The sequence below is a fragment of the Giesbergeria giesbergeri genome, from assembly GCF_054779375.1.
Genome location: NZ_BAAGYJ010000001.1, coordinates 433909 through 454310, shown reverse-complemented (window position 1 = coordinate 454310; position 20402 = coordinate 433909). Strand labels below are relative to the sequence as shown.

At 57.4% G+C, this 20402-nt stretch carries 18 protein-coding genes; 8 read left to right on the top strand and 10 right to left on the bottom strand.

What is annotated here, in order from left to right:
* Positions 1-72 precede the first annotated feature (72 nt).
* The 5 genes from ACYVB2_RS02040 to ACYVB2_RS02020 all read right to left on the bottom strand — a co-directional run bounded on the left by ACYVB2_RS02040 (position 73) and on the right by ACYVB2_RS02020 (position 5752).
* Positions 73-1584 carry a tripartite tricarboxylate transporter permease gene (locus tag ACYVB2_RS02040; protein WP_460535060.1) on the bottom strand — a complete coding sequence of 504 codons (1512 nt, stop codon included), beginning with the start codon at positions 1582-1584 and terminating at the stop codon, positions 73-75.
* 15 nt (positions 1585-1599) lie between these two features.
* Positions 1600-2088, bottom strand: a complete 489-nt coding sequence (locus tag ACYVB2_RS02035) for a tripartite tricarboxylate transporter TctB family protein (protein WP_382429528.1) — start codon at positions 2086-2088, stop codon at positions 1600-1602.
* Positions 2089-2199: 111 nt separating this feature from the next.
* The gene (locus ACYVB2_RS02030) at positions 2200-4002 is read right to left on the bottom strand and encodes a GspE/PulE family protein (RefSeq protein ID WP_382429530.1); all 1803 of its coding nucleotides are present in this window, start codon (positions 4000-4002) and stop codon (positions 2200-2202) included.
* A 32-nt stretch (positions 4003-4034) separates the two neighbouring features.
* Positions 4035-4805: a class I SAM-dependent methyltransferase gene (locus ACYVB2_RS02025; protein ID WP_382429532.1), complete on the bottom strand. Its 771-nt coding sequence runs from the start codon at positions 4803-4805 to the stop codon at positions 4035-4037.
* Positions 4806-4903: 98 nt separating this feature from the next.
* The gene (locus ACYVB2_RS02020) at positions 4904-5752 is read right to left on the bottom strand and encodes a TatD family hydrolase (protein WP_382429534.1); all 849 of its coding nucleotides are present in this window, start codon (positions 5750-5752) and stop codon (positions 4904-4906) included.
* 92 nt (positions 5753-5844) lie between these two features.
* Between ACYVB2_RS02020 and ACYVB2_RS02015 the strand changes: the two genes are divergently transcribed.
* Positions 5845-6921 (top strand): HNH endonuclease, encoded by a 1077-nt coding sequence (locus ACYVB2_RS02015; protein WP_382429536.1) that lies wholly within the window; start codon positions 5845-5847, stop codon positions 6919-6921.
* A gap of 88 nt (positions 6922-7009) precedes the next feature.
* Here ACYVB2_RS02015 and ACYVB2_RS02010 read toward each other — a convergent pair whose 3' ends face one another.
* The 3 genes from ACYVB2_RS02010 to ACYVB2_RS02000 form a co-directional block, all read right to left on the bottom strand.
* Positions 7010-7555 (bottom strand): helix-turn-helix domain-containing protein, encoded by a 546-nt coding sequence (locus tag ACYVB2_RS02010; RefSeq protein WP_382429538.1) that lies wholly within the window; start codon positions 7553-7555, stop codon positions 7010-7012.
* Positions 7556-7637: 82 nt separating this feature from the next.
* Positions 7638-8357 carry a lipoprotein-releasing ABC transporter ATP-binding protein LolD gene (gene lolD / locus ACYVB2_RS02005; RefSeq protein WP_382429540.1) on the bottom strand — a complete coding sequence of 240 codons (720 nt, stop codon included), beginning with the start codon at positions 8355-8357 and terminating at the stop codon, positions 7638-7640.
* Complete coding sequence (locus ACYVB2_RS02000; RefSeq protein ID WP_382429542.1) at positions 8350-9603, bottom strand: lipoprotein-releasing ABC transporter permease subunit; 1254 nt, start codon at positions 9601-9603, stop codon at positions 8350-8352. The genes lolD and ACYVB2_RS02000 overlap by 8 nt, the downstream gene beginning before the upstream one ends.
* Before the next feature lie 58 nt (positions 9604-9661).
* Between ACYVB2_RS02000 and ACYVB2_RS01995 the strand changes: the two genes are divergently transcribed.
* Genes ACYVB2_RS01995 through recJ form a run of 3 tightly spaced genes read left to right on the top strand, consistent with a single transcriptional unit; the run spans position 9662 to position 14120 of the window.
* The gene (locus tag ACYVB2_RS01995) at positions 9662-11347 is read left to right on the top strand and encodes a SulP family inorganic anion transporter (RefSeq protein WP_382429544.1); all 1686 of its coding nucleotides are present in this window, start codon (positions 9662-9664) and stop codon (positions 11345-11347) included.
* A 56-nt stretch (positions 11348-11403) separates the two neighbouring features.
* Positions 11404-12405 (top strand): phosphoglycerate mutase, encoded by a 1002-nt coding sequence (locus ACYVB2_RS01990; RefSeq protein WP_382429546.1) that lies wholly within the window; start codon positions 11404-11406, stop codon positions 12403-12405.
* Positions 12402-14120, top strand: coding sequence for a single-stranded-DNA-specific exonuclease RecJ (gene recJ, locus ACYVB2_RS01985; RefSeq protein ID WP_382429548.1), 1719 nt, complete (start codon positions 12402-12404; stop codon positions 14118-14120). The genes ACYVB2_RS01990 and recJ overlap by 4 nt, the downstream gene beginning before the upstream one ends.
* Positions 14121-14145: 25 nt before the next feature.
* Here recJ and ACYVB2_RS01980 read toward each other — a convergent pair whose 3' ends face one another.
* On the bottom strand, positions 14146-14751 hold the full coding sequence (locus ACYVB2_RS01980) for a TIGR00645 family protein (RefSeq protein WP_382429550.1): 606 nt from the start codon (positions 14749-14751) through the stop codon (positions 14146-14148).
* 88 nt (positions 14752-14839) lie between these two features.
* Positions 14840-16624, bottom strand: a complete 1785-nt coding sequence (locus ACYVB2_RS01975; protein ID WP_382429552.1) for a methyl-accepting chemotaxis protein — start codon at positions 16622-16624, stop codon at positions 14840-14842.
* A gap of 229 nt (positions 16625-16853) precedes the next feature.
* Between ACYVB2_RS01975 and ACYVB2_RS01970 the strand changes: the two genes are divergently transcribed.
* Genes ACYVB2_RS01970 through ACYVB2_RS01955 form a run of 4 tightly spaced genes read left to right on the top strand, consistent with a single transcriptional unit; the run spans position 16854 to position 20389 of the window.
* Entirely contained in the window at positions 16854-17717 is an 864-nt protein-coding gene (locus ACYVB2_RS01970; RefSeq protein ID WP_382429554.1) for a 3',5'-nucleoside bisphosphate phosphatase, read from the top strand.
* 12 nt (positions 17718-17729) lie between these two features.
* Entirely contained in the window at positions 17730-18365 is a 636-nt protein-coding gene (locus ACYVB2_RS01965) for an L-threonylcarbamoyladenylate synthase (RefSeq protein ID WP_382429556.1), read from the top strand.
* Between the two features lie 20 nt (positions 18366-18385).
* Entirely contained in the window at positions 18386-19057 is a 672-nt protein-coding gene (locus tag ACYVB2_RS01960) for a site-2 protease family protein (protein WP_382429558.1), read from the top strand.
* Positions 19058-19093: 36 nt separating this feature from the next.
* A complete protein-coding gene (locus ACYVB2_RS01955) occupies positions 19094-20389 on the top strand; it encodes a tryptophan--tRNA ligase (protein ID WP_382429560.1) in 1296 nt (431 codons plus the stop codon).
* Positions 20390-20402: the final 13 nt, after the last annotated feature.

Here is a 20402-nt window from a genome sequence, read left to right as displayed (position 1 = left end):
GGCCAGTAACAGCAACGGCGCCCAAAGGCGCCGTGGTGGAACGGTTAATACCGTGGGGTTGGGTGGGGCCGATCAGTCATCCACAAAGGCTTCTTCGCGTTTGTTCTTGACGGCAGGCAACAGCACGATGATCAGCAGCAGCAAGGCAGCAGCCAGCAAGCAGGCCGACAGAGGCCGTGTCACAAAAACGCTCCAATCCCCGCGCGATAACAGCAAGGTGCGGCGCAGGTTTTCTTCCATCATTGGGCCGAGAATGAAGCCCAACAGCAGTGGTGCAGGCTCGGTACCTAGTTTGTGGAACAGGTAGCCAATAAAACCAAAGCCCCCCACCATCCAGATGTCCCAAGTGTTGTTGTTGGTGGAGTAAACACCCACCGCACAGAACAGCACGATAGAGGGAAACAACCAACGGTAGGGCACTGTCAGTAGTTTGATCCAAAGACCAATCAGCGGCAGATTCAGAATGACCAGCATAGCGTTGCCGATCCACATCGAAGCAATCAAGCCCCAGAACAACTCGGGGTTGCTGGTCATGACCTGCGGGCCGGGTTGGATGTTGTGGATGGTCATGGCACCCACCATCAGGGCCATCACTGCATTGGGTGGGATACCCAGCGTGAGCAGCGGAATGAAAGAGGTTTGCGAACCCGCATTGTTGGCCGCTTCAGGCGAGGCCACGCCCCGGATGTTGCCTTGGCCAAATGGAACTTCGCCAGCGTGCAGGCGGGTTTTCTTTTCAATAGTGTAGGCCGCAAAAGCTGCCAACAAGGCACCACCACCGGGCAAGATGCCCAGTGCCGAACCCAAGGCAGTGCCGCGCAGCACGGCAGGGGTCATGCGCTTGAAGTCTTCTTTGGTGGGGAACAGACCTTCTACCTTGGCAGTGAACACCTCGCGGTCTTCAGAGGGGCGTGACAAGTTGGCAATGATTTCGCCATAACCAAACACCCCCATTGCAATGGCAACAAAGCCAATACCGTCGGTCAGTTCTGGAATGTCAAAGGAGAAGCGGGCGACACCCGAGTTGACATCGGTGCCGACCAGACCAAGCAACAGGCCCAAGACGATCATGGCGACGGCTTTGAGTAGCGAGCCGGAAGCCAGCACCACAGCGCCAATCAGACCCAACACCATCAACGCAAAGTATTCAGCAGGGCCAAATTTGAAGGCTACTTCTGTCAGTGGAGGGGCAAAGGCCGCCAAGATCAGCGTACCCACCGAACCAGCAAAGAACGAACCCAAACCCGCAGCCGCCAGTGCCGGCCCCGCCCGGCCCTTGCGGGCCATCTGGTAGCCATCGATCACGGTGACGACTGAGGAGGATTCGCCCGGCAGATTGACCAAGATGGCAGTGGTAGAGCCACCGTACTGCGCACCGTAGTAGATACCGGCCAGCATGATCAGTGCCGCTACTGGGGGCAGGGCATAGGTTGCGGGCAACAGCATGGCGATAGTAGCCACTGGGCCAATGCCGGGCAGCACGCCAATCAGGGTGCCCAACAGGCAACCAATAAAACAGCAGATGAGGTTTTGAAATGTAAAGGCGACGCCAAAGCCCATCGCCAGGTTGTCAAGCAATTCCATGAGCGGTACTCCCGATTAGCCAACGATAAAGCTAGGCCAGACTGGGAACTGCAACTTCAGCGCCCAGACGAAAGCCACATAACTGCCTACCGCCAAAACAGTAGCCAATACAAAAACGCCCTTGGCATTGAACTCCGTGCCCGCCAAGCTGGCAATGAAAGTCAGCGCATAGATGGCCACAATCAAACCCATGGCAGGAATGCCCAGACCGGGCAAGCCCGCCAGCAAGATACCAAACACCACATTGGCGCCCAGAATGAAGAACAGTGGCTTCCAGGCCCATTTGCCGATTTTGTCGCCGTCTACGGTTTCAATCACGGTGGCCTTGAACGCAATCACTGTGCCGATGAAGGCCAGCAGGATGCCCAGCACCAGCGGAAAGTAGCCTGGGCCCATGCGGGCACCTGAACCAATGCTGTATTCAGTGGCACCCCAAGCAAAGGCAATACCGACGCCCATGAACATGAGGCCGGAAAAAAAGTCTTTTTGACTTTTGATTTTCATGAACGTGTCTCCCAGACGGAATAACCAGCGGGCGATTGTCCAATCAATCAAGCAGGGTTCTGATGTGGATTCCACCTACAGAAACCCCCAGTGTTTACCCTTGCTAACGGTTTAGGGCTGAGGGGTGGTTGCTACGACTTCCTCTAGGGTGCTGAGGCCTTGTGCCACCCGCAGGGCACCTGCCATGCGCAATGGGCGCATACCGTCTTGTACGGCTTGGCGGCGCAGGGCATCGATGGATGGTTCGCCAGTAATGCCTGATTTGAGGGTTTCGCTGACGGTCAGCAGTTCGTACAGGCCCATGCGCCCGCGAAAGCCTGTCATGCGACAGTCGATGCAGCCCACGGGTTTGTAGGGTTGGTAGCCCCCTGAGAGTTTCCAAGGTTTGATGGCCTCGGTCAGCACTTCCAGTGGTGCATCCGGGTCAGGTTGTTTGCATTGCGGGCACAAGGTACGCACCAGCCGTTGGGCCAGCACCCCTAGCAACGTGGCATTGATCAGGTAGGCAGGCACTCCCAGCTCCAGCAGTCGGGTGACGGCGCTGGGGGCATCGTTGGTGTGCAAAGTGCTAAACACCAGATGGCCGGTCAGGGCGGCCTGCACGGCCATCTCGGCGGTTTCTAGGTCGCGAATTTCGCCCACCATGATGATGTCGGGGTCTTGGCGCATCAGGGCGCGCACACCTTCGGCAAAACTGAAGTCCAGTTGCGGTTGCACCTGGGTCTGGTTGAAGCTGGGTTCGATCATTTCAATCGGGTCTTCTACCGTGCTGACGTTTACCTCTTCAGTGGCTACGCGCTTGAGCGTGGAATACAGCGTGGTGGTTTTGCCCGAGCCTGTTGGCCCTGTGACCAAGATGATGCCATGTGGGCGCTGGATCAGTGCTTCCCAACGCTGTGCATCATGCGGCAAAAACCCCAGCGCATCCAAGTTCTTGATTGCCGTATCGGGGTCAAAAATCCGCATGACCATTTTTTCACCGAAGGCTGTGGGCAGGGTAGACAGGCGCATTTCTACCTCATCGCCACGCTGGTTACGGGTTTTGATGCGGCCATCTTGTGGGCGGCGCTTTTCCACCACGTCCATGCGTCCCAACAGCTTGATGCGGGCCACCATCGCACTCATAACGCCTTGCGGCATTTGGTAGACCGGGTGCAGCACACCATCGATACGGAAACGAATCACGCCTTGTTCGCGCCGAGGCTCTAGGTGAATATCGCTGGCACGTTGGTCAAAGGCGTATTGCCACAGCCAATCTACCACCCGCACCACGCCTTGGTCATTGGCATCGAGTTGCTTGTTGCTGCGGCCCAGTTCTACCAACTGCTCAAAGCTGCTGGCGCCTGCACCCCCGCCCGCTTTTTGTGCTGCCCGCACTGATTTGGCCAAAGCAAAAAATTCAGCGGTGTAGCGCAGGATTTCTTGTGGATTGGCCAATACCCGGCGCACTGTGCGCCGCGATTGGCGCTCGACCTCTGCCACCCAATCGGTAATAAAGGGTTCTGCTGTGGCCACCACCACCTCTGTGGAACTGACTTGTACCGGCAACACCTTGTGGCGCTCGGCATAGCTGGCGCTCATGGTGTCGGCCACCTTGCCTACATCTACGCGCAAGGGGTCGATGCGCAGGTAAGGGATGCCAACATGCCGGGCTACATATTCGGTCAGAGTTTCCAGATCCAGTGATTTGCCATCGCTGGCATGGGTCATGGCTACATTGGCTAGGCGCACCAGCGGATGTTGGCTGCTCTCGGCCTGAGAGCACCGGGCGATGGTGCGTTGGGCTTCTTCTGGCGCAATCACACCATCTGCACGCAGCCACTGCACAATTTGGCGCCACTCCAGCGGGCCATCGTGCGCCACCGTCGATGGCCTAGGGGCTGTAGGCTGTTGTTGTAAATCAGCAAAAGTCATGGGGTGGGGCTTTGAGGCAGGGCTGGCGTGGATCAGGCCAGCACAGGTTTAAAACTGCGCACCCATTTGCGGGTGGGAATGTCCCAGCGTGCTTGCACAGCATCGCAACGGGCCAACAGCTCGCCACGCTTGAAACGGCTGGGGGTACGCTGGGCCAGCACCACGGTGTTGCCTTCACGGGTGGGTTTGAACGACCAGACGGCATCTTCACCAAAGGCTGTGGCGATTTTTTCTAGGCTTTGGTCAAAGCTGGCCGCACGGCCAAACAGGTTGACAGTCATGCAGCCTTCTTCGGTGAGCAGAGCGCGGCAATCGGCATAAAACTCGGCACTGTCGAGCACCGGGGCGGCGGCATTGTCGTCATAAAGGTCTACCGCCAGGGCATCGACGGTGCCTGTCCATTCATCGCGGCGGATTTCTTCTGCGGCATCGGCCAACACCACCCGCAGCATCGGGCCGTCAGGGGGCAGTTTGAACCAAGCGCGGCACACAGCCAGCACCTGTGGGTTTAGTTCTACAGCAGTGGTACACATGCGCAATTTTTTGTGGCAAAACTTGGTGATGGCACCGGCACCCAAGCCCAATTGCATGGCATGACGCCCAGCCACTGTGGCGGGTTCCATAAACAACAGCCAAGCCATCATGCGCTGGACGTATTCCAGTTCAATCTCAAATGGTTCTTTGATACGCATGGAGCCTTGAATCCAAGGCGTGCCCAAGTGCAAATGACGTACGTCTCCATCGTCAGACACGCTGACATCGGGCAGGCTAGCAGGGGTGGTTTTGATCTTGGGACGGGCCATCACAGAGGTTCCAGTAATCCATCAGCAGACAAGGGTTGCACCGAGTCTGCACACATTTGCGCTGCAAGCTCCAGAGGGCATGGCAGCAGCTTTTCCTGCTATTGTGGGCGATGACTGTGGGTTGGTGGGGTGAGCCTTTGCAGTCTGGGGAGGGCTTGCAAGGCATTGGTGCTGGTTTGTTGTGCCAACCAATCCAGGGGCAGACCACGCAATTTGGCCAGCACTTGGGCAATGCGCGGCAGTTCGGCGGGAGCATTGCGCCCCTGTGCCAGCCCTTGGGATCGCTCTTGTGCTGTGCGGTACAGCCAATGTGGTGGCATATCGGGGGCATCGGTTTCTAGCACCAAGGCATCCAAGGGGAGCTCTAGCGCCAGACGGCGCAATTGCAAAGCCCGTTCATAAGTCAGTGCGCCACCAAAGCCTAATTTAAAACCGAGCGCCACAAAAGTTTGGGCCTGTTGCAGGCTGCCATTGAAGGCATGGGCGATGCCACCTTGCACAGGCACTTCGCGTAGCCCCTTGAGCAGTTGGTCGGCGCTGCGGCGCACATGCAAAATGACCGGCAGATCAAAGCGCCGGGCCAGTTGTAGCTGTGCGCGATAGAACTGTGCTTGTCGAGTGGCATCCAGCCCCGGAACGAAGTAATCCAAGCCGATTTCACCCACTGCCACTAAATGTGGATCGTGATGGTACTGCTCTAGCAAACGTTCCAGTGCTACCAGGTCGCCTTCGCCTGCCTGTGGCGTGTACAGCGGATGAATGCCCAAGGCATAGCTGTCGCCATGCTGGTGGGCAAGTTGACGCACCGCCTCGGCATGGGCCAACTCCACTGCCGGAATCACCAAATGTTGTACCCCTTGTGCGCGGGCCTGTGCCCGTACGGTATCCCGGTCAGGAGCAAACTCCAAGGCATCAAGGTGGCAATGGGTGTCGATCCAAGTGGGCATGGGACAATGATTCCGCAGAGATTTCCTGATAAGTTTGGATGTTGTTGAGTGTCGAAACAGACACTTAATCACTTTTAGCGTCAACACACCCTGTGTTCTATGTCTATGATCGTGAGATTTTCTTCAAATTGTTCATGTCTATCTGTCGTATCTGTTTGCAGGATTCCAACTACCTTAAGTTCAAAACAGAGCATATTGGTATTTGTCAAATATGCATTGACCATTTGAACGAAGCACCAGAGCCAGCACAATTTTCCGAAAACAGAATTGGTGACTTGCTTCGGAAAGGTATGGCGAAGCGTAACCCGAGTTACACCGAAGCTGAGTACCAACAAGCGTTGCCTAGATGGCTCAATCGTTTGCTGGCAGACCCAAAAAATAATGGGATTGACTTTAAAAGAGTTCGTGCATACCGACGAGGTTTGCTACGGGCCACTGGTGATCGAAGGTGGGACTATCCATCCGACTGGATAGAACGGACGCGTCGCATTAGGATGCGCGATCAGTGTTGTCAGGCTTGTGGAGAGTGTGGTATCCCTCTGGATGTACACCATATTATTTACTTGTCTAAATACGGTACCAATCGGCAAGAAAATCTTGTCTCTCTGTGTCGGTTTTGCCATGAGGAAGAACATGGAAAAGTCTTTGACTTTGGGGAGGCAGAGGAGCCTGAAGGTTTGAACCCTATCAAACCAAGGTTAGAACAGGTTCCATCGCCGCAGGCACAGCCAGTCATACCATCACCATCCATTACAGCACAGGTTCAGTCGGCAGCTTTCACGAAGCCAACAGAGAGAGCGAGTGACCATTGGCGAACCGTTATTTCTGACCCTGAGCCACTTGCATCATATGTGGACTTCTCATCATGCCCACGGTGTACCACCGAATTGACATTGCCAGTACACAAAGCTGTCCGTGGGCAAAAATTACGTTGCAAACAGTGCGGCCTCATCTTCCTGTACGAAGTCACTACCAGCCTTGCAGGAACTTCCACGTCCTACATGGCACCAGCACCAGTGGTACAACAGGTGCAGGTACTAAAAACTTCAAGAGATGTGATTGATGCACCACGTCCGAAACCGCGCCCACCAGCGAAAATGGCAGCAACCGATCTGTGGGTTCTGTTGGCTATCAGTATTTTTATCCTCGCTATTGTTTTAATGGGTTGAGGCCTGAATGAGGGTAGGTCTTTCCAGACTATGCCATCAGGAATAATCGATGTTGATTGCTGTTCATAGAAAAGGAAAGACCAGACCATCACTGATGGTGTTGGCCGTCTGTGGTGTTCACTGCGTTGCCTGTCGAATTAGGTGGTGCTATACCGAATTGCAAGATACCTGATGCTAGGGCATAGGCTCTGGCTTGATGTGCAGTATCTGGAATTGCATCTAGCATTTGGCCTAAGTCTCTTGCCATTGGGGAGAGTTGGCCTGAAAAATTGGCTTGGGCTAAGCAAAGTTGCAGAACATTGAATGCCAAGCCATAAGCCTTTTCTTGTAGTGCTGTGGTCTGTATAGAGTCCAGCATGTGGCCTAGCTCCATCGCCATTGCTGAAAGCATCGCCTCTGGTGTGTTTATTGGATGGAAGTTCGGATCGAGCAGTTGATGCGGTGAAGTGCTGAAATAAGCAGCAATTTTATCCAGAGTGTCCAAACCCACACTGGTGTTTTGCTTCTTCAATCTAAAGGCAGTCCCTGGACTGACCCCGCATTCTCTGGCAAGGCGATTAAGGTTCTCACCTCCCCATTGGGATTGCATGAGAACAGTTAAGTTCTTCCACAAAGTTTTGTTGCTGTCAATCATGATGTTGCAATTTTATTGACAGAATCGAGTGATTCTAGACAACGGTTTTTCGAGATTATTTGGGGATGGCGAGAGTCTATTGCTATGTTTGAGGGAGTCCTATCCCATCCAATCGCCCTGCCACCAAACGCAGCACCCGGTCGCAACGTGCAGCCAGAGTCTCATCGTGCGTCACCATCACAAAGGCGGTGCCCTGCTCGCGCGCCAGTGCCAGCATGTGCTGGAACACGCCTTCAGCGGTGTTGCGGTCGAGGTTGCCTGTAGGCTCATCGGCCAGCACACAAGCTGGTCGTGTCACCAGGGCGCGGGCAATGGCTACGCGCTGGCGCTCGCCGCCTGAGAGTTCTGCTGGGCGATGCTCGGCCCGCTGGGCCAACCCGACGCTGGTCAACATCTGTGTGGCCTGACGCTCGCATTCAGCCGGTGGCAACCGGCGGATGCGCAAGGGCATGGCTACGTTTTCCAAGGCACTGAATTCGGGCAACAGGTGGTGAAATTGGTACACAAACCCCAGGTGCTGGTTACGCAATTGGCCTTGCTGTGCCGCAGAGCACTGTGCCAGGTTCTGCCCCAGTAAATGCACGCTGCCAGCGGTGGGGCTGTCCAAGGCTCCCAGCAGATGCAACAAGGTACTTTTGCCCGACCCTGAAGCCCCCACAATAGCCAGCGTTTGGCCAGCGTGTATTTCCAGATCGACGCCTTGTAGCACCGTCACGTCTAAACGCCCTTCACTAAAGCGTTTGCTCAAACCCTTGGCTTGTAACACTGGGGCATGGGAATGGGGTAAATGTGGGTTACTCATAGCGCAGGGCCTCGGCGGGGTTGACGCGGCTGGCGTGCCAGCTGGGGTAGAGCGTAGCCACAAAAGACAGCAGCAGTGAAATCAGGCCAATCGGTACGATGTCGCTTGCTTGCGGGTTGCTTGGCATTTGGCTGATGAGGTAGATGTCTTTGGGCAAAAAGCTGGCCCCCAGCAGCCGCTCAATGGCGGGCACGATGACATCGATATTGAAGGCAATGCCCAACCCCAGCAGCAAGCCCGCCAGTGTGCCAATCACGCCCACCATGGCGCCTTGCACCACAAAAATGCCCATGATGCTGCGTGGGCTGCTGCCCAAGGTGCGCAAAATGGCAATATCGGCCCGCTTGTCTTGCACCGACATCACCAGTGTGCTGACCAGATTGAAGGCTGCCACGGCCACGATCAGCGTCAAGATGATGAACATCATGCGTTTTTCCATTTGCACAGCGGCAAACCACGTTTTGTTTTGCTGCGTCCAGTCGCGTATCCACAGATCACCGCTCAGCGTCCCCGCCAAAGCATGCGCTACGTCGCGGGCTTGGTGCAAATCGTGCAGCTTGAGTCGGATGCCAGTCGGCCCCTCTAGCCTGAAGATGCGCTGCGCATCTTCGTGGTGCAGCATCACCAGTGCCGAATCGTATTCATAGTGGCCTGAATCAAAGGTGCCTGCTACCGTCATTTGTTTCAGGCGGGGCACCACCCCTGCGGGCGTGACTTGTCCGGCAGGGGCGATCAGTGTCACGGCATCCCCCACGCGCACGCCCAAGCTGCGCGCCAGCTCTACGCCCAACACGACACGAAATTCGCCTGGTACCAGCTGCGCCAACGTTTGCACGCTGGCTGCAGCCAGATCGGTGACTTCGCCTTCGTGGGTTGGGTCAATACCACGCACCAAGGCACCTTTCATGTCCTCTCCACGCGCCAGCAGGGCTTGTGCTGCCACAAACGGTGCCGCCCCTGCCACCTGCGGGTGTTGGCGGGCTTCTGCCAAGGTTCGGGCCATATCGGGCAGGGCAGTACCACCAGGGGCAAAGATTTCAATGTGCGAGACCACGCTTAACATGCGGTCACGTACCTCTTTTTGAAACCCGTTCATCACTGACAACACGATGATGAGCGCCGCCACCCCTAAAGCAATGCCCAACATGGACACGCCCGAGATGAATGAGATAAAACCATTGCGCCGTGTAGCACGACCAGCGCGGGTGTAACGCCAGCCTAAGGCGAGTTCGTAAGGGATTTGCATGGAGCAACGATTGTGGCACTGCCAAGCACCCAGTAGATTGCCACGGTAGCATTGCCCTATGCGCCCACTGCACCGTTTTTTTCCGTTTCTCCAATGGCCTCGGCCCGATGCGGCCTTGCTGCGCAGCGAGGCCTTGGCAGGGCTGACAGTGGGGCTGATGGTGATTCCCCAAGGTGTGGCCTATGCAGCATTGGCCGGGATGCCATTGGTCACGGGCATTTATGCCTCCATGTTGCCTGCCTTGGTGGCCGTATTGTTCAGTGCCTCTACGCGGCTGTCGGTGGGGCCAACGGCCTTGAGTTGTTTGTTGGTGGGCACCTCCCTGGCCGGACTGGCCGAGCCGGGCAGTGCGCAATGGGTGCAATTGGCGGTTTGGTTGGCACTGTTGAGTGGCCTGCTACAGGCGGTGCTGGGAGGGCTGCGCTTTGGTTGGCTGCTCAATCTGGTCAGTGCGCCAGTGCTGATGGCGTTTACTCAAGCCGCAGCCGTGCTCATTATTGGTTCGCAATGGCCCGCCTTGTTAGGCTGGCAGGGTGATTGGCTGGGTTGGGGGCATGCCTTGCCGGTGCATTGGCCCTCGCTGGCCTTTGGCGTGGGCAGTGTGGCCCTGCTGGTAGGCGTGCGGCGCTGGAAACCAACTTTCCCATCGGTGTTGGTGATTGTGCTGGGCAGTGCGGGCTTGTCGCAGTGGTTGGGCTTTGCCAACGCGGGGGGGGCAGTGGTGGGGCCATTGCCCCAAGGGCTGCCAGCACTGTACTGGCCCACTTTACCGCAGGCCGATGTATTGGGTCAGTTGATTTTGCCCACGCTGGTCATCACATTGGTGAGCTTTTTGGAAACGGCTTCGAGTGCCAAGGTGGATAGCGAACGCGCTGGTAAGCGTTGGAACCAAGACCAAGATCTGATCGGCCAAGGGCTGGGCAAGATAGCCTCTGGCCTGTGTGGTGCTTTTGCGACCAGTTCGTCGTTTTCGCGCTCGGCGCTCAACCTGTATGCTGGCGCACGTACCGGCTGGGCTACGGTGGCCTCGGTGCTGGTGGTGATGGTGGTGCTGTTGTGGTTTACGCCGGTGCTGCGTCATGTGCCCCAGCCCGTGTTGGCAGCCATTGTGTTGGTGGCGGTGGTTGGGCTGATCAAGCCGCGCGAATTTGTTCGGCTGTGGCGTATCTCGCGCACCGAGGCGGCCATTGCTGCCGTCACCTTTGTTGTGACACTGCTGGCGGCACCTCGGTTGTATTGGGGTGTACTGGTGGGCGTACTGATGGCCTTGAGCCAGTTTTTATACCAACGCTTGCACCCACGCATCATTGAGGTAGGGCAACACCCCGATGGTAGCCTGCGTGACCGCCATCTGTGGCACCTGCCACCTTTGGCCCCCCACCTGTATGCGTTGCGCATGGACGCCGCACTGGACTTTGCCACAGCCAACGCTTGGGAGCGTGCCGTTGTTGAGCATTTGAGCACCCACCCCGGCACCCGCCATGTTTGTTGGTTGGCCCAACCCGTCAATCGTATTGACGCCACTGGCGTCGAAGTGTTTACGAAAGTGCTGGCCCAATTGCAACGCCAGCACATCACCTTGCACATCAGCGGCATGAAACTGCCGGTAGAAACCACCCTGCGCCAAGCAAACGCCTTGCACACTGGCCCTGGGCTGGTGCTGTACCGCACCGATGCAGAGGCGCTCAATGCCATGAGTTTGTTGCACGAGTGGCCCAATGATATTGCAGGCAGTGCCATTTAAGTGCCTTTTGACCCGGCACCCCTAGGGGCCAGAGGGCATCCGAGAAAATAACGCCCATGCCCCATCCCGTAGAACTGATTGTTCCCTATGCCGCTTGCCAGACGCCTGCTTGCCAAGAGACCTTGCAATCGCTGGCGCTGCCGTACCTGCACCGCTTATTGGCCCGCCTGTCGCCAGCACCCCAGCCACTGGCCACCATTGACGAGATGGATGCCTGCCTGTCTTTGCCCCATGAACGAGCCTGGGCGCAAGCGCAAGGCCTGCCCGATCACAACGGCCATATCCCTTGGGCAGCAGGATACGCCTACCAACAAGGGCTGGCGCAAGCAGAGCCCAATACTGCTTGGGCTTTTGTGACGCCCTGCTACTGGCAAGTAGGCACTGACCACATCACCCTGCACGACCCAGCCCAACTGCAACTGACACTGCCAGAGGCCCAAAGCCTGCTGGAGATCGTCTCGCCTTGGCTGGCCGAAGATGGCTTGCAATTGCGTCTGGATACCCCTGGCCGCTGGCTGGCCCACGGGCCACTGGTGGCCGACCTGCCCATGCCCTCACTAGAACGGGTGCAAGGCCAAGATGTGCGCCACTGGATGCAGCACCAGGCACAAAACCCGCATATCAGCGCCACCCAGCGCCGGGCCATGCAAGTTTGGCAGCGCCTGCACAGCGAGCTGCAAATGCTGCTCTATACCCATCCCTTCAATGATGCACGCCAAGCCCGTGGCTTGGTGCCGGTCAATGCCTTTTGGGTGCATGGGGCTGGTCAATTGGCAACGCCTCCCGCCACTATCACCCCAACGCCACAGCGGCTCGATCATTTGCAAGAGGCGGCCCAAAGTGGCAACTGGCAGGCTTGGGCCAGTGCTTGGCAAATGCTGGATGCGGGGCCATTGGCGCAATTGCTAGAACATCTGCAAACCGGTGGTGCTGCACGGTTGACCCTGTGCGGTACACAAGCGGCCCTGACATGGCATAGCGCCCCACGCAGCTTGGGCGAGCGCCTGTCGCGGTTTTTCCGGCCACCGTCATTGACCAGCATTTGCAAAGCCTTATGAAAATCACCGTGCGAGACACTCCCCCGCGCAGCGCCTGGGCGTTGGAGCAAGCGGGCATTCACCCATTGCTAGCGCGCCTCTACGCAGCCCGTGGCGTGAGCACACCACAAGAGCTTGATGCCAGTTTGGCCCAATTGTTGCCACCACAAGGACTGCAAGGAATACAAGCCGCTGCCACCTTGCTGGCCAATGCTATTGCCCAAAATCAGCGCCTGTGCATTGTGGCCGATTACGACTGCGATGGCGCCACGGCCTGCGCGGTTGCTATCCGAGGTTTGCGGTTGTTGGGAGCGCAGCAGGTGGACTTTTTGGTGCCCGACCGGGTGGTAGACGGCTATGGTCTCACCGCTGCCATAGCCCGGCGCGTCAAAGAGCGTGGGGCCGATATGCTGATCACCGTAGACAACGGTATTGGCAGCCCCGAAGGCGTGGACGAGGCCCATGCCCTCGGAATGCAGGTGCTTATTACCGACCACCATTTGCCTTCTAACAACCAAGTGCCAGCGGCTGACGCGGTGGTCAACCCCAATCAGCCCGGTTGCACCTTTGCCAGCAAACACCTGTCTGGGGTGGGTGTTATGTTTTATGTGCTGTTGGCCTTGCGTGCAGAACTGCGCCAACGCAGTCTGCTGGATGCCAGCAACCAGCCCCGGCTCGATGCCTTGCTGCCTTTGGTGGCTTTGGGAACGGTGGCCGATGTGGTGCGGCTCGATGCCAACAACCGCCGTTTGGTAGCCCAAGGCTTGCAACGGGTGCGCAATGGGCAAATGCCGCCCGGCATGGCGGCATTGTTCCGGGCCGCTGGGCGCGATGCCCGCCAAGCCAGTAGCCAAGATTTTGGGTTTGCGCTGGGGCCACGCATCAATGCCGCAGGCCGCTTGGCCGATATGGCCTTGGGCATTGAATGCCTGCTCACCGACGATGCCAGCCGCGCTGACGAGTTAGCCAAGTTGCTTGACGGCATGAACCGCGAGCGCCGTGAGATTGAAAGCGGCATGCGCGATCAGGCATTGGCGTTAGCCGAAAACCTCTTTGCGTCCGAAGAAACTCCGTCACCGGCCATTACTGTTTTTGACGAGAGTTTTCACGAAGGTGTGGTGGGCATTGTGGCCTCGCGCCTGAAAGACAAATTGCATCGGCCCAGCTTTGTGTTTGCTGTCAGTGGCGCACCGGGTAAAGAGCAAGAACTCAAGGGCTCGGGGCGCTCCATTGTGGGCTTTCATTTGCGTGATGCGCTCGATTTGCTGGTTAAGCGCCATCCGGGTGTGTTGCTGCGCTTTGGCGGCCACGCTATGGCCGCTGGTTGCACCATAGACCGGGCACAGTTGGACACCTTTGCCCAAGGGCTGGCCCAAATTGCCCAAGAGCAACTCGATGCTGCTACGCTCACGCGCCAATTAGAAACCGATGGCCCACTGGCGCCCCAATACCGCCGCGCTGATCTGGTCGATACGTTGCAACGCGAGGTTTGGGGCCAAGGCTTTGCGCCGCCCACCTTCAGTGAAGAAGTGGAGGTGCTCAGCCAACGGCTGGTGGGCCAAGACAGCAAGCACCTCTCACTCAAACTCAAGCACCAAGGTGACCCTGTGGATGCCATCTGGTTTGGGCACACTGAACAGTTGCCCTCGCGGGTGCTGCTGGCTTTTCGGCTGGATGTGAACACATGGCAGGGCCAGCGCAAGGTGCAGTTTCTGGTGGAAGGTGCACAGCTCTAAACAACGCACCATCCTTGCTACCAACTCAGTGTTCTGCGGGGGCAGGGCCGTGGCTCATGAGCTTGTCGGTCAGCGCAATAGCCAAGGCACTGAGCAAGAAGGCGATGTGAATGATGGTCTGCCACATCAGCACTTTCAAATCGTAATTGGCAGCGTTGATGAAGGTCTTGAGCAGGTGAATAGAGCTAATACCAATAATGGCAGTGCTCAGTTTGACCTTGAGCACTGAGGCATTGACGTGGTTGAGCCATTCGGGCTGATCGGGGTGGCCTTCCAAGTTCATGCGGCTGACAAAGGTTTCGTAGCCCCCCACAATCACCATGATGAGCAGGTTAGAGATCATCACCACGTCAATCAGGCCCAGCACCACCAGCATGATGATGGTCTCGTTGATCTTGGTGATCTGCACATCGGTTTTGTACCCAATGCCATTGATCAGTGCTTGCAAGGCATCGCTGTTGCCAAAAACGGCTTCCAGCAAATGCACCAACTCGACCCAAAAGTGAAAAACATACACCCCTTGGGCCACAATCAGCCCCAAATACAAGGGCAACTGTAGCCAACGGCTGGCAAAAATCAGCGAAGGCAGGGGGCGCAGGGGTGAGGAGGAGCCAGAGCGTGGGGTGGACATAGGATGGCAGGGAAGAGGACGAAGGAGGGGGCGCCGATTTTACGCAGCCCCCCCTGAAACGGGTGTGACAGTGCAGGGAGTCTGGGTGTCAGAAACTTTCCCAATCATCATCGTTGCGAGCGGCCTTGGGTGCAGGGGCTGCCACCAAGCGGGGGGCTGGTGCTGCTGGGGCACGCACAGGCGCTGGCGCTGGGGTGCTGCTGCGGGCCGATACCGCAGGCCGGGGTTTGGCTGACGGGGCCGCAACGGCAGGGGCTGCAGTGCGGGCACGCACTGGCGGCGTGGCGGTGCGCACAGGCGGTGCGGGCCGTGCCACCGTGGTTGCACTGGCCCCCACATTGAACACCGACACCACTTCAGCCAAACGCTGGGCCTGATCGCGCATGGCGCTGGCCGCAGCGGCAGACTGCTCAACCAAAGCAGCATTTTGCTGTGTCATCTGGTCTAGGTTGGTGATGGCTACATTGACTTGGGCAATGCCGTCACGTTGCTCGGTGGAGGACGCTGTGATTTCGCCAATCAGATCGGTGACGCGGCGCACGCCCTCGACGATTTCGGCCATGCTCTGACCAGCCTGGGCCACCTGCTGTGAGCCAGACTCTACATTGGCCACCGAAGTATCAATCAAGGCTTTAATCTCTTTGGCTGCTCCGGCACTGCGCCCCGCCAAGCTGCGCACCTCAGAGGCGACTACGGCAAAACCTCGGCCCTGTTCACCCGCACGGGCGGCTTCGACGGCGGCATTGAGCGCCAGAATGTTGGTTTGGAATGCAATGCCATCGATCACGCCGATGATGTCTGCGATCTTGCGCGAGCTGTCGGTGATTTGCTGCATGCTGCTCACGACTTGTTCCACCACAGCACCACCACGTTCAGCCGCCTGAGCCGCTGTGCTGGCCAGTTGGTTGGCTTGGCGCGCTGTGTCGGCGGCCTGCGTCACGGTAGCGGTGAGTTGCTCCATGCTGGCCGCAGTTTCTTCCAGATTGGCAGCGGTTTGTTCGGTGCGGGCCGACAGGTCGTGGTTGCCTGTGGCAATTTGCCCAGAGGCGGCAGATACCGACTCCACACCACTGCGCACTTCACCCACCAAGCCCCGCAGACGGTCTGACATCTGCTGGAAGGCATGGAGCAATTCGCCAAACTCATCTTGGCGGTCGCTGTGCAGGTTTTGTGCCAAATTGCCTTGGCTGATGGCATTGGCAGCATCTACCGCTTGGCGCAGAGGCTCCATGATAGAGCGCACCAATGCAGCAGCCAGCAGCAAACCAATCAGCACCGCCACCACTGCAATACCTGCCCCTAGCATGGCTGCTGTTTCTCGGGCGCTGTGTGCGGCAGCCATGGCCTTGTCACGCTCTGCTTCCTCTACCTTCACATAATCTTGCACCGTCTTGGCCAGGGCTGTGGCTACCGGAACAAACTCTTGCTGGGTAAAGGCAAAGGTGGCTGCATAGTCACCGGCCTCTTTCAACTCAGGCACTTTCTTGAGCAATTCTCGTGCAGGAGCGCGCGCTTTGGCTACCTGTTCCAGTGCCTGCTTTTCCACGTCACTGCGGGCGCGTTCACCAGCACGGGTTTGAATTTCGGTGATTCTGGCCGAGTCAGCCACGCTTTTTTGGTGCAAAAACTTGTAAGCCTCGGCAGAAGGCACATTGATGGCCGCTACCGTGCGTTCCATCACCACTTCGGTCAGACCTAACCAACGGGTGGCGTCAGTGATCGAGGCTTGATAATGAGAAATATTTTCAAACGCCTGCACCATCGCTGTGGTGGTGCGCTGCTGCACAAAAATGGCTGCGGCCAGCACGATCAGCAGTAATCCCAAAATACTGCCCCACAATTTGTGGGCTACTCGGATATTGTTTAAATTCATCGCTCATCCATCCTCTGCTAAACATAGGCCACCATCAGAACGTGGCATGGCAGTCATGCACTTGTTTCTGGGGGGCCGGAAACACCATTAAAAAAAGCGGTTTGCGCACCCATAGCCTATAGCTAACAATACGCCTTTGTATATTGACCTAGCAATTTTACGAAGCCTTGGCTGTGGATACTCGACGGAATGGCAGCATTGGCTATAAGCAAAGCCCTAAAATCGTTTGGTGATCTCTTACCTCAACGCTGATTTGCATTGCCATTCTGTGGTGTCGGATGGCACCCTTCGCCCCGAAACGCTGGCGGCGCGCGCCCGCCATCAGGGGGTGGATCTTTGGGCCTTGACCGATCATGATGAAATCGGTGGCTTGCCACAGGCGCAGACAGCGGCCCTCTCTGAAGGCATCGCGTTTCTCAGTGGTGTCGAAATCTCTGTCACCTTTGCGCAAGAAACAGTACACATTGTGGGATTGGGCTTTGATATCCACAATCGCTCCTTGGTACAGGGGCTGGCCCATACCCGTGCTGGTCGTGATCAACGTGCCCAAGATATGGCGCAACAGTTGGCTCAAGTGGGTATTGCGGGTGCCTATGAGGGAGCCTTGCGCTATGTAGGCAACCCGGCATTGGTGTCACGCACCCACTTTGCCCGTTTTTTGGTCGATAGTGGCATTTGCCACGATACCAGCGAGGTGTTTCGCCGCTACCTCACCGAAGGCAAGCCCGGTTTTGTACCCCACCGCTGGGCAGGGCTGGGCGAGGCGGTGCGTTGGATTACCCAAGCCGGTGGCGTGGCTGTGATTGCCCACCCGGCCCGCTACCGCCTCACGCCTATCGAGGAGTTTGCCTTGTTCTCCGAATTTAAGGCGCATGGGGGCCAAGCGGTAGAAGTGGTTACGGGCAGCCACGCCGTGCATGAATACGCTACCTATGCCGACATGGCGCGCGAGTTCGGGCTGGCCGCCTCGCGCGGCAGTGACTTTCATGCGCCCGACGAGTCCAGCACCGATCTGGGCACACTTCCTCCTTTGCCTCCAGACCTGGTGCCCGTGTGGGACTTGCTTCGCCACCGTATCCAGCAACCCGCCTGAAAGTTTGATGCTATGGCCCAGTTCTTTGAAGTACACCCCGACAACCCCCAGCCGCGCTTGCTCAAGCAGGCCGCAGCACTGCTGCAAAAGGGGGCCATTTTGGCTGTGCCTACCGATTCCAGTTATGCGCTGGTTTGCCACTTGGACGACAAGCAGGCCGCCGATCGCCTGCGCCGCATTCGCCAAGTCGATGACAAGCACCACCTGACGTTGCTGTGCAGTGACTTGTCGGCCCTGTCCAACTATGCGCTGGTAGACAACAAGCAATACCGGCTGCTCAAGCTGGCCACACCTGGCCCCTACACCTTTATTTTGGAGGCCACCAAGGAGGTGCCCCGGCGTGTCAGCCACCCGTCGCGCAAAACGATTGGTTTGCGCGTGCCCGAGCGCAAGGGCTTGCAAATGCTGATTGATCTGCACGGTGCGCCACTTTTAGCCACCACCTTGATCGCACCGGGCGAGACCGAGCCGCTCAACGATGCCCACGACATCCGTGCCCGCTACGAGCACCAGATTGATGCTGTGATTGATGCTGGAGGTTGTCCATTTGAACCCACCACGGTGATAGACCTCACACCGATGGCCAGTGGCGATGACCCTGTGGTACTGCGCCAAGGGCGTGGCAGCCTGTCGGCCATCGGCCTTTAAGCACCAGAGAGCCTACCCTCGTGGACGATTTTTCCCAACTGATCCAGACCGTTCTGATCTATGCCTTGCCGGTGTTGTTTGCCATCACTGTGCATGAGGCGGCTCATGGCTATGCAGCACGCCATTTTGGCGATCCTACAGCGGCTATGCTGGGGCGCATCACACTCAATCCGCTCAAGCACATCGACCCAATGGGCACCATCTTGATGCCATTGTTGTTGTACTTTGCTACTTCGGGGGCTTTTTTGTTTGGCTATGCCAAGCCGGTGCCCGTGCAGTTTGGCCGCCTGCGCAACCCCAAGCGCGACATGATCTGGGTGGCCTTGGCGGGGCCAGCCTCCAATTTTGTTCAAGCCGTGCTTTGGGCTGCACTGCTGCTGTTGCTGATTGGTATGGGTATAGAAGAGCGATTTTTTCGTGAAATGGCACGGGCCGGTATCTTGACCAATCTGGTCATGTGGGCGTTCAATCTGTTTCCGCTGCCGCCGCTGGACGGAGGGCGCATCTTGGTGGGCTTGCTGCCTTGGAAGCAAGCGCAATGGTTGTCGCGTGTCGAGCCTTGGGGCTTTTTTATTGTGATGGGCTTGGTGTTGGCGGGTATTGTGGGGGCCGTGTGGCTGCGCCCGCTGATGGCCGTGGGTTACAGCCTGATCCAACTGCTACTCACCCCTCTGGCCTTGCTGCTGCGTTGAGTTTTTCTTTTTCTTGTTTTTACCGATTTCTGTTCCATGAGCACCACGCGCTTTCTGACCGGCATCACCACCACCGGTACTCCCCATTTGGGTAATTTTGTGGGTTCCATCCGCCCTGCCGTGGCGGCCAGCCACACTCCTGGTGTCGAGAGCTTTTATTTCTTGGCCGATTACCACGCCCTGATCAAATGCGAAGATCCGTTGCGTATCCAGCGGTCGACCTTGGAGATTGCGGCCAGTTGGCTGGCAGCCGGTCTTAACCCTGAGCAAGTGACGTTTTACCGCCAGTCTGACATCCCTGAAATCCCCGAACTCAATTGGCTGCTCAGTTGCGTAACGGGTAAGGGGTTATTGAACCGTGCCCATGCCTATAAGGCGTCGCAAGACAAAAACCTTGCCGCAGGCCGCGATGCCGATGAGGGCGTGACGGCGGGTTTGTTCATGTACCCCGTGCTGATGGGGGCTGATATTTTGATGTTCAAGGCCCATAAGGTTCCCGTGGGGCGCGATCAGATCCAGCATATCGAGATGGCCCGTGATATGGCCAGCAGCTTCAACCATCTGTATGGTGAGCATTTTGTGTTGCCCGAAGCCGTGGTGGATGACAACGTGGCGACCCTGCCAGGTCTGGATGGTCGCAAGATGAGCAAAAGTTACGACAATACGATTCCGCTGTTTTCGTCACGGGCGCAATTGCAAAAGCTCATCGGTGGTTTGCTCACCGATTCGCGTTTGCCCGGTGAACCCAAAGAGGTCGAAGGCTCGGCGCTGTTCCAGATTTACCAAGCCTTTGCTACCGAACCAGAAACCCTCGCCCTGCGCCAAGCTTATGCCGATGGCATTGCTTGGGGTGAAGCCAAGCAGTTGCTGTTGGAGCGTGTGGATCAAGTGATTGCCCCCATGCGTGCTGAGTATGAGTCCCTGATGGCCGACCCAGCGCGCATTGAACGTACTTTGCTGGCCGGGGCCGAGCGTGCCCGTGCGCTGGCTACACCGTTTATCCAAGAACTGCGCCATGCCGTAGGCTTGCGCAGTCTGGTACAGGTTGCGCAAGCCGCACCAACCAAGACCGCCAAAGTGGCCAAACCCGCCTTCAAACAATACCGTGAGGCAGATGGGCAGTTCTATTTCAAGCTGTTGGCTGCTGATGGTCGTCTGCTGTTGCAAAGCACGGGCTTTATTGCGCCCAAAGAGGCAGGCCAAGCCATTGCCCGCTTGCAACAACAGGGCGAAGCCGCACTGGCCGATTTGGCTGGGCAACTGGCTGTGGTGGCAGAAGTTACCGCCCAAGACGTGGCCGCAGCATTGCAAGCCTTGCGCGCTGACGACTAATCCCGCAGCCCAA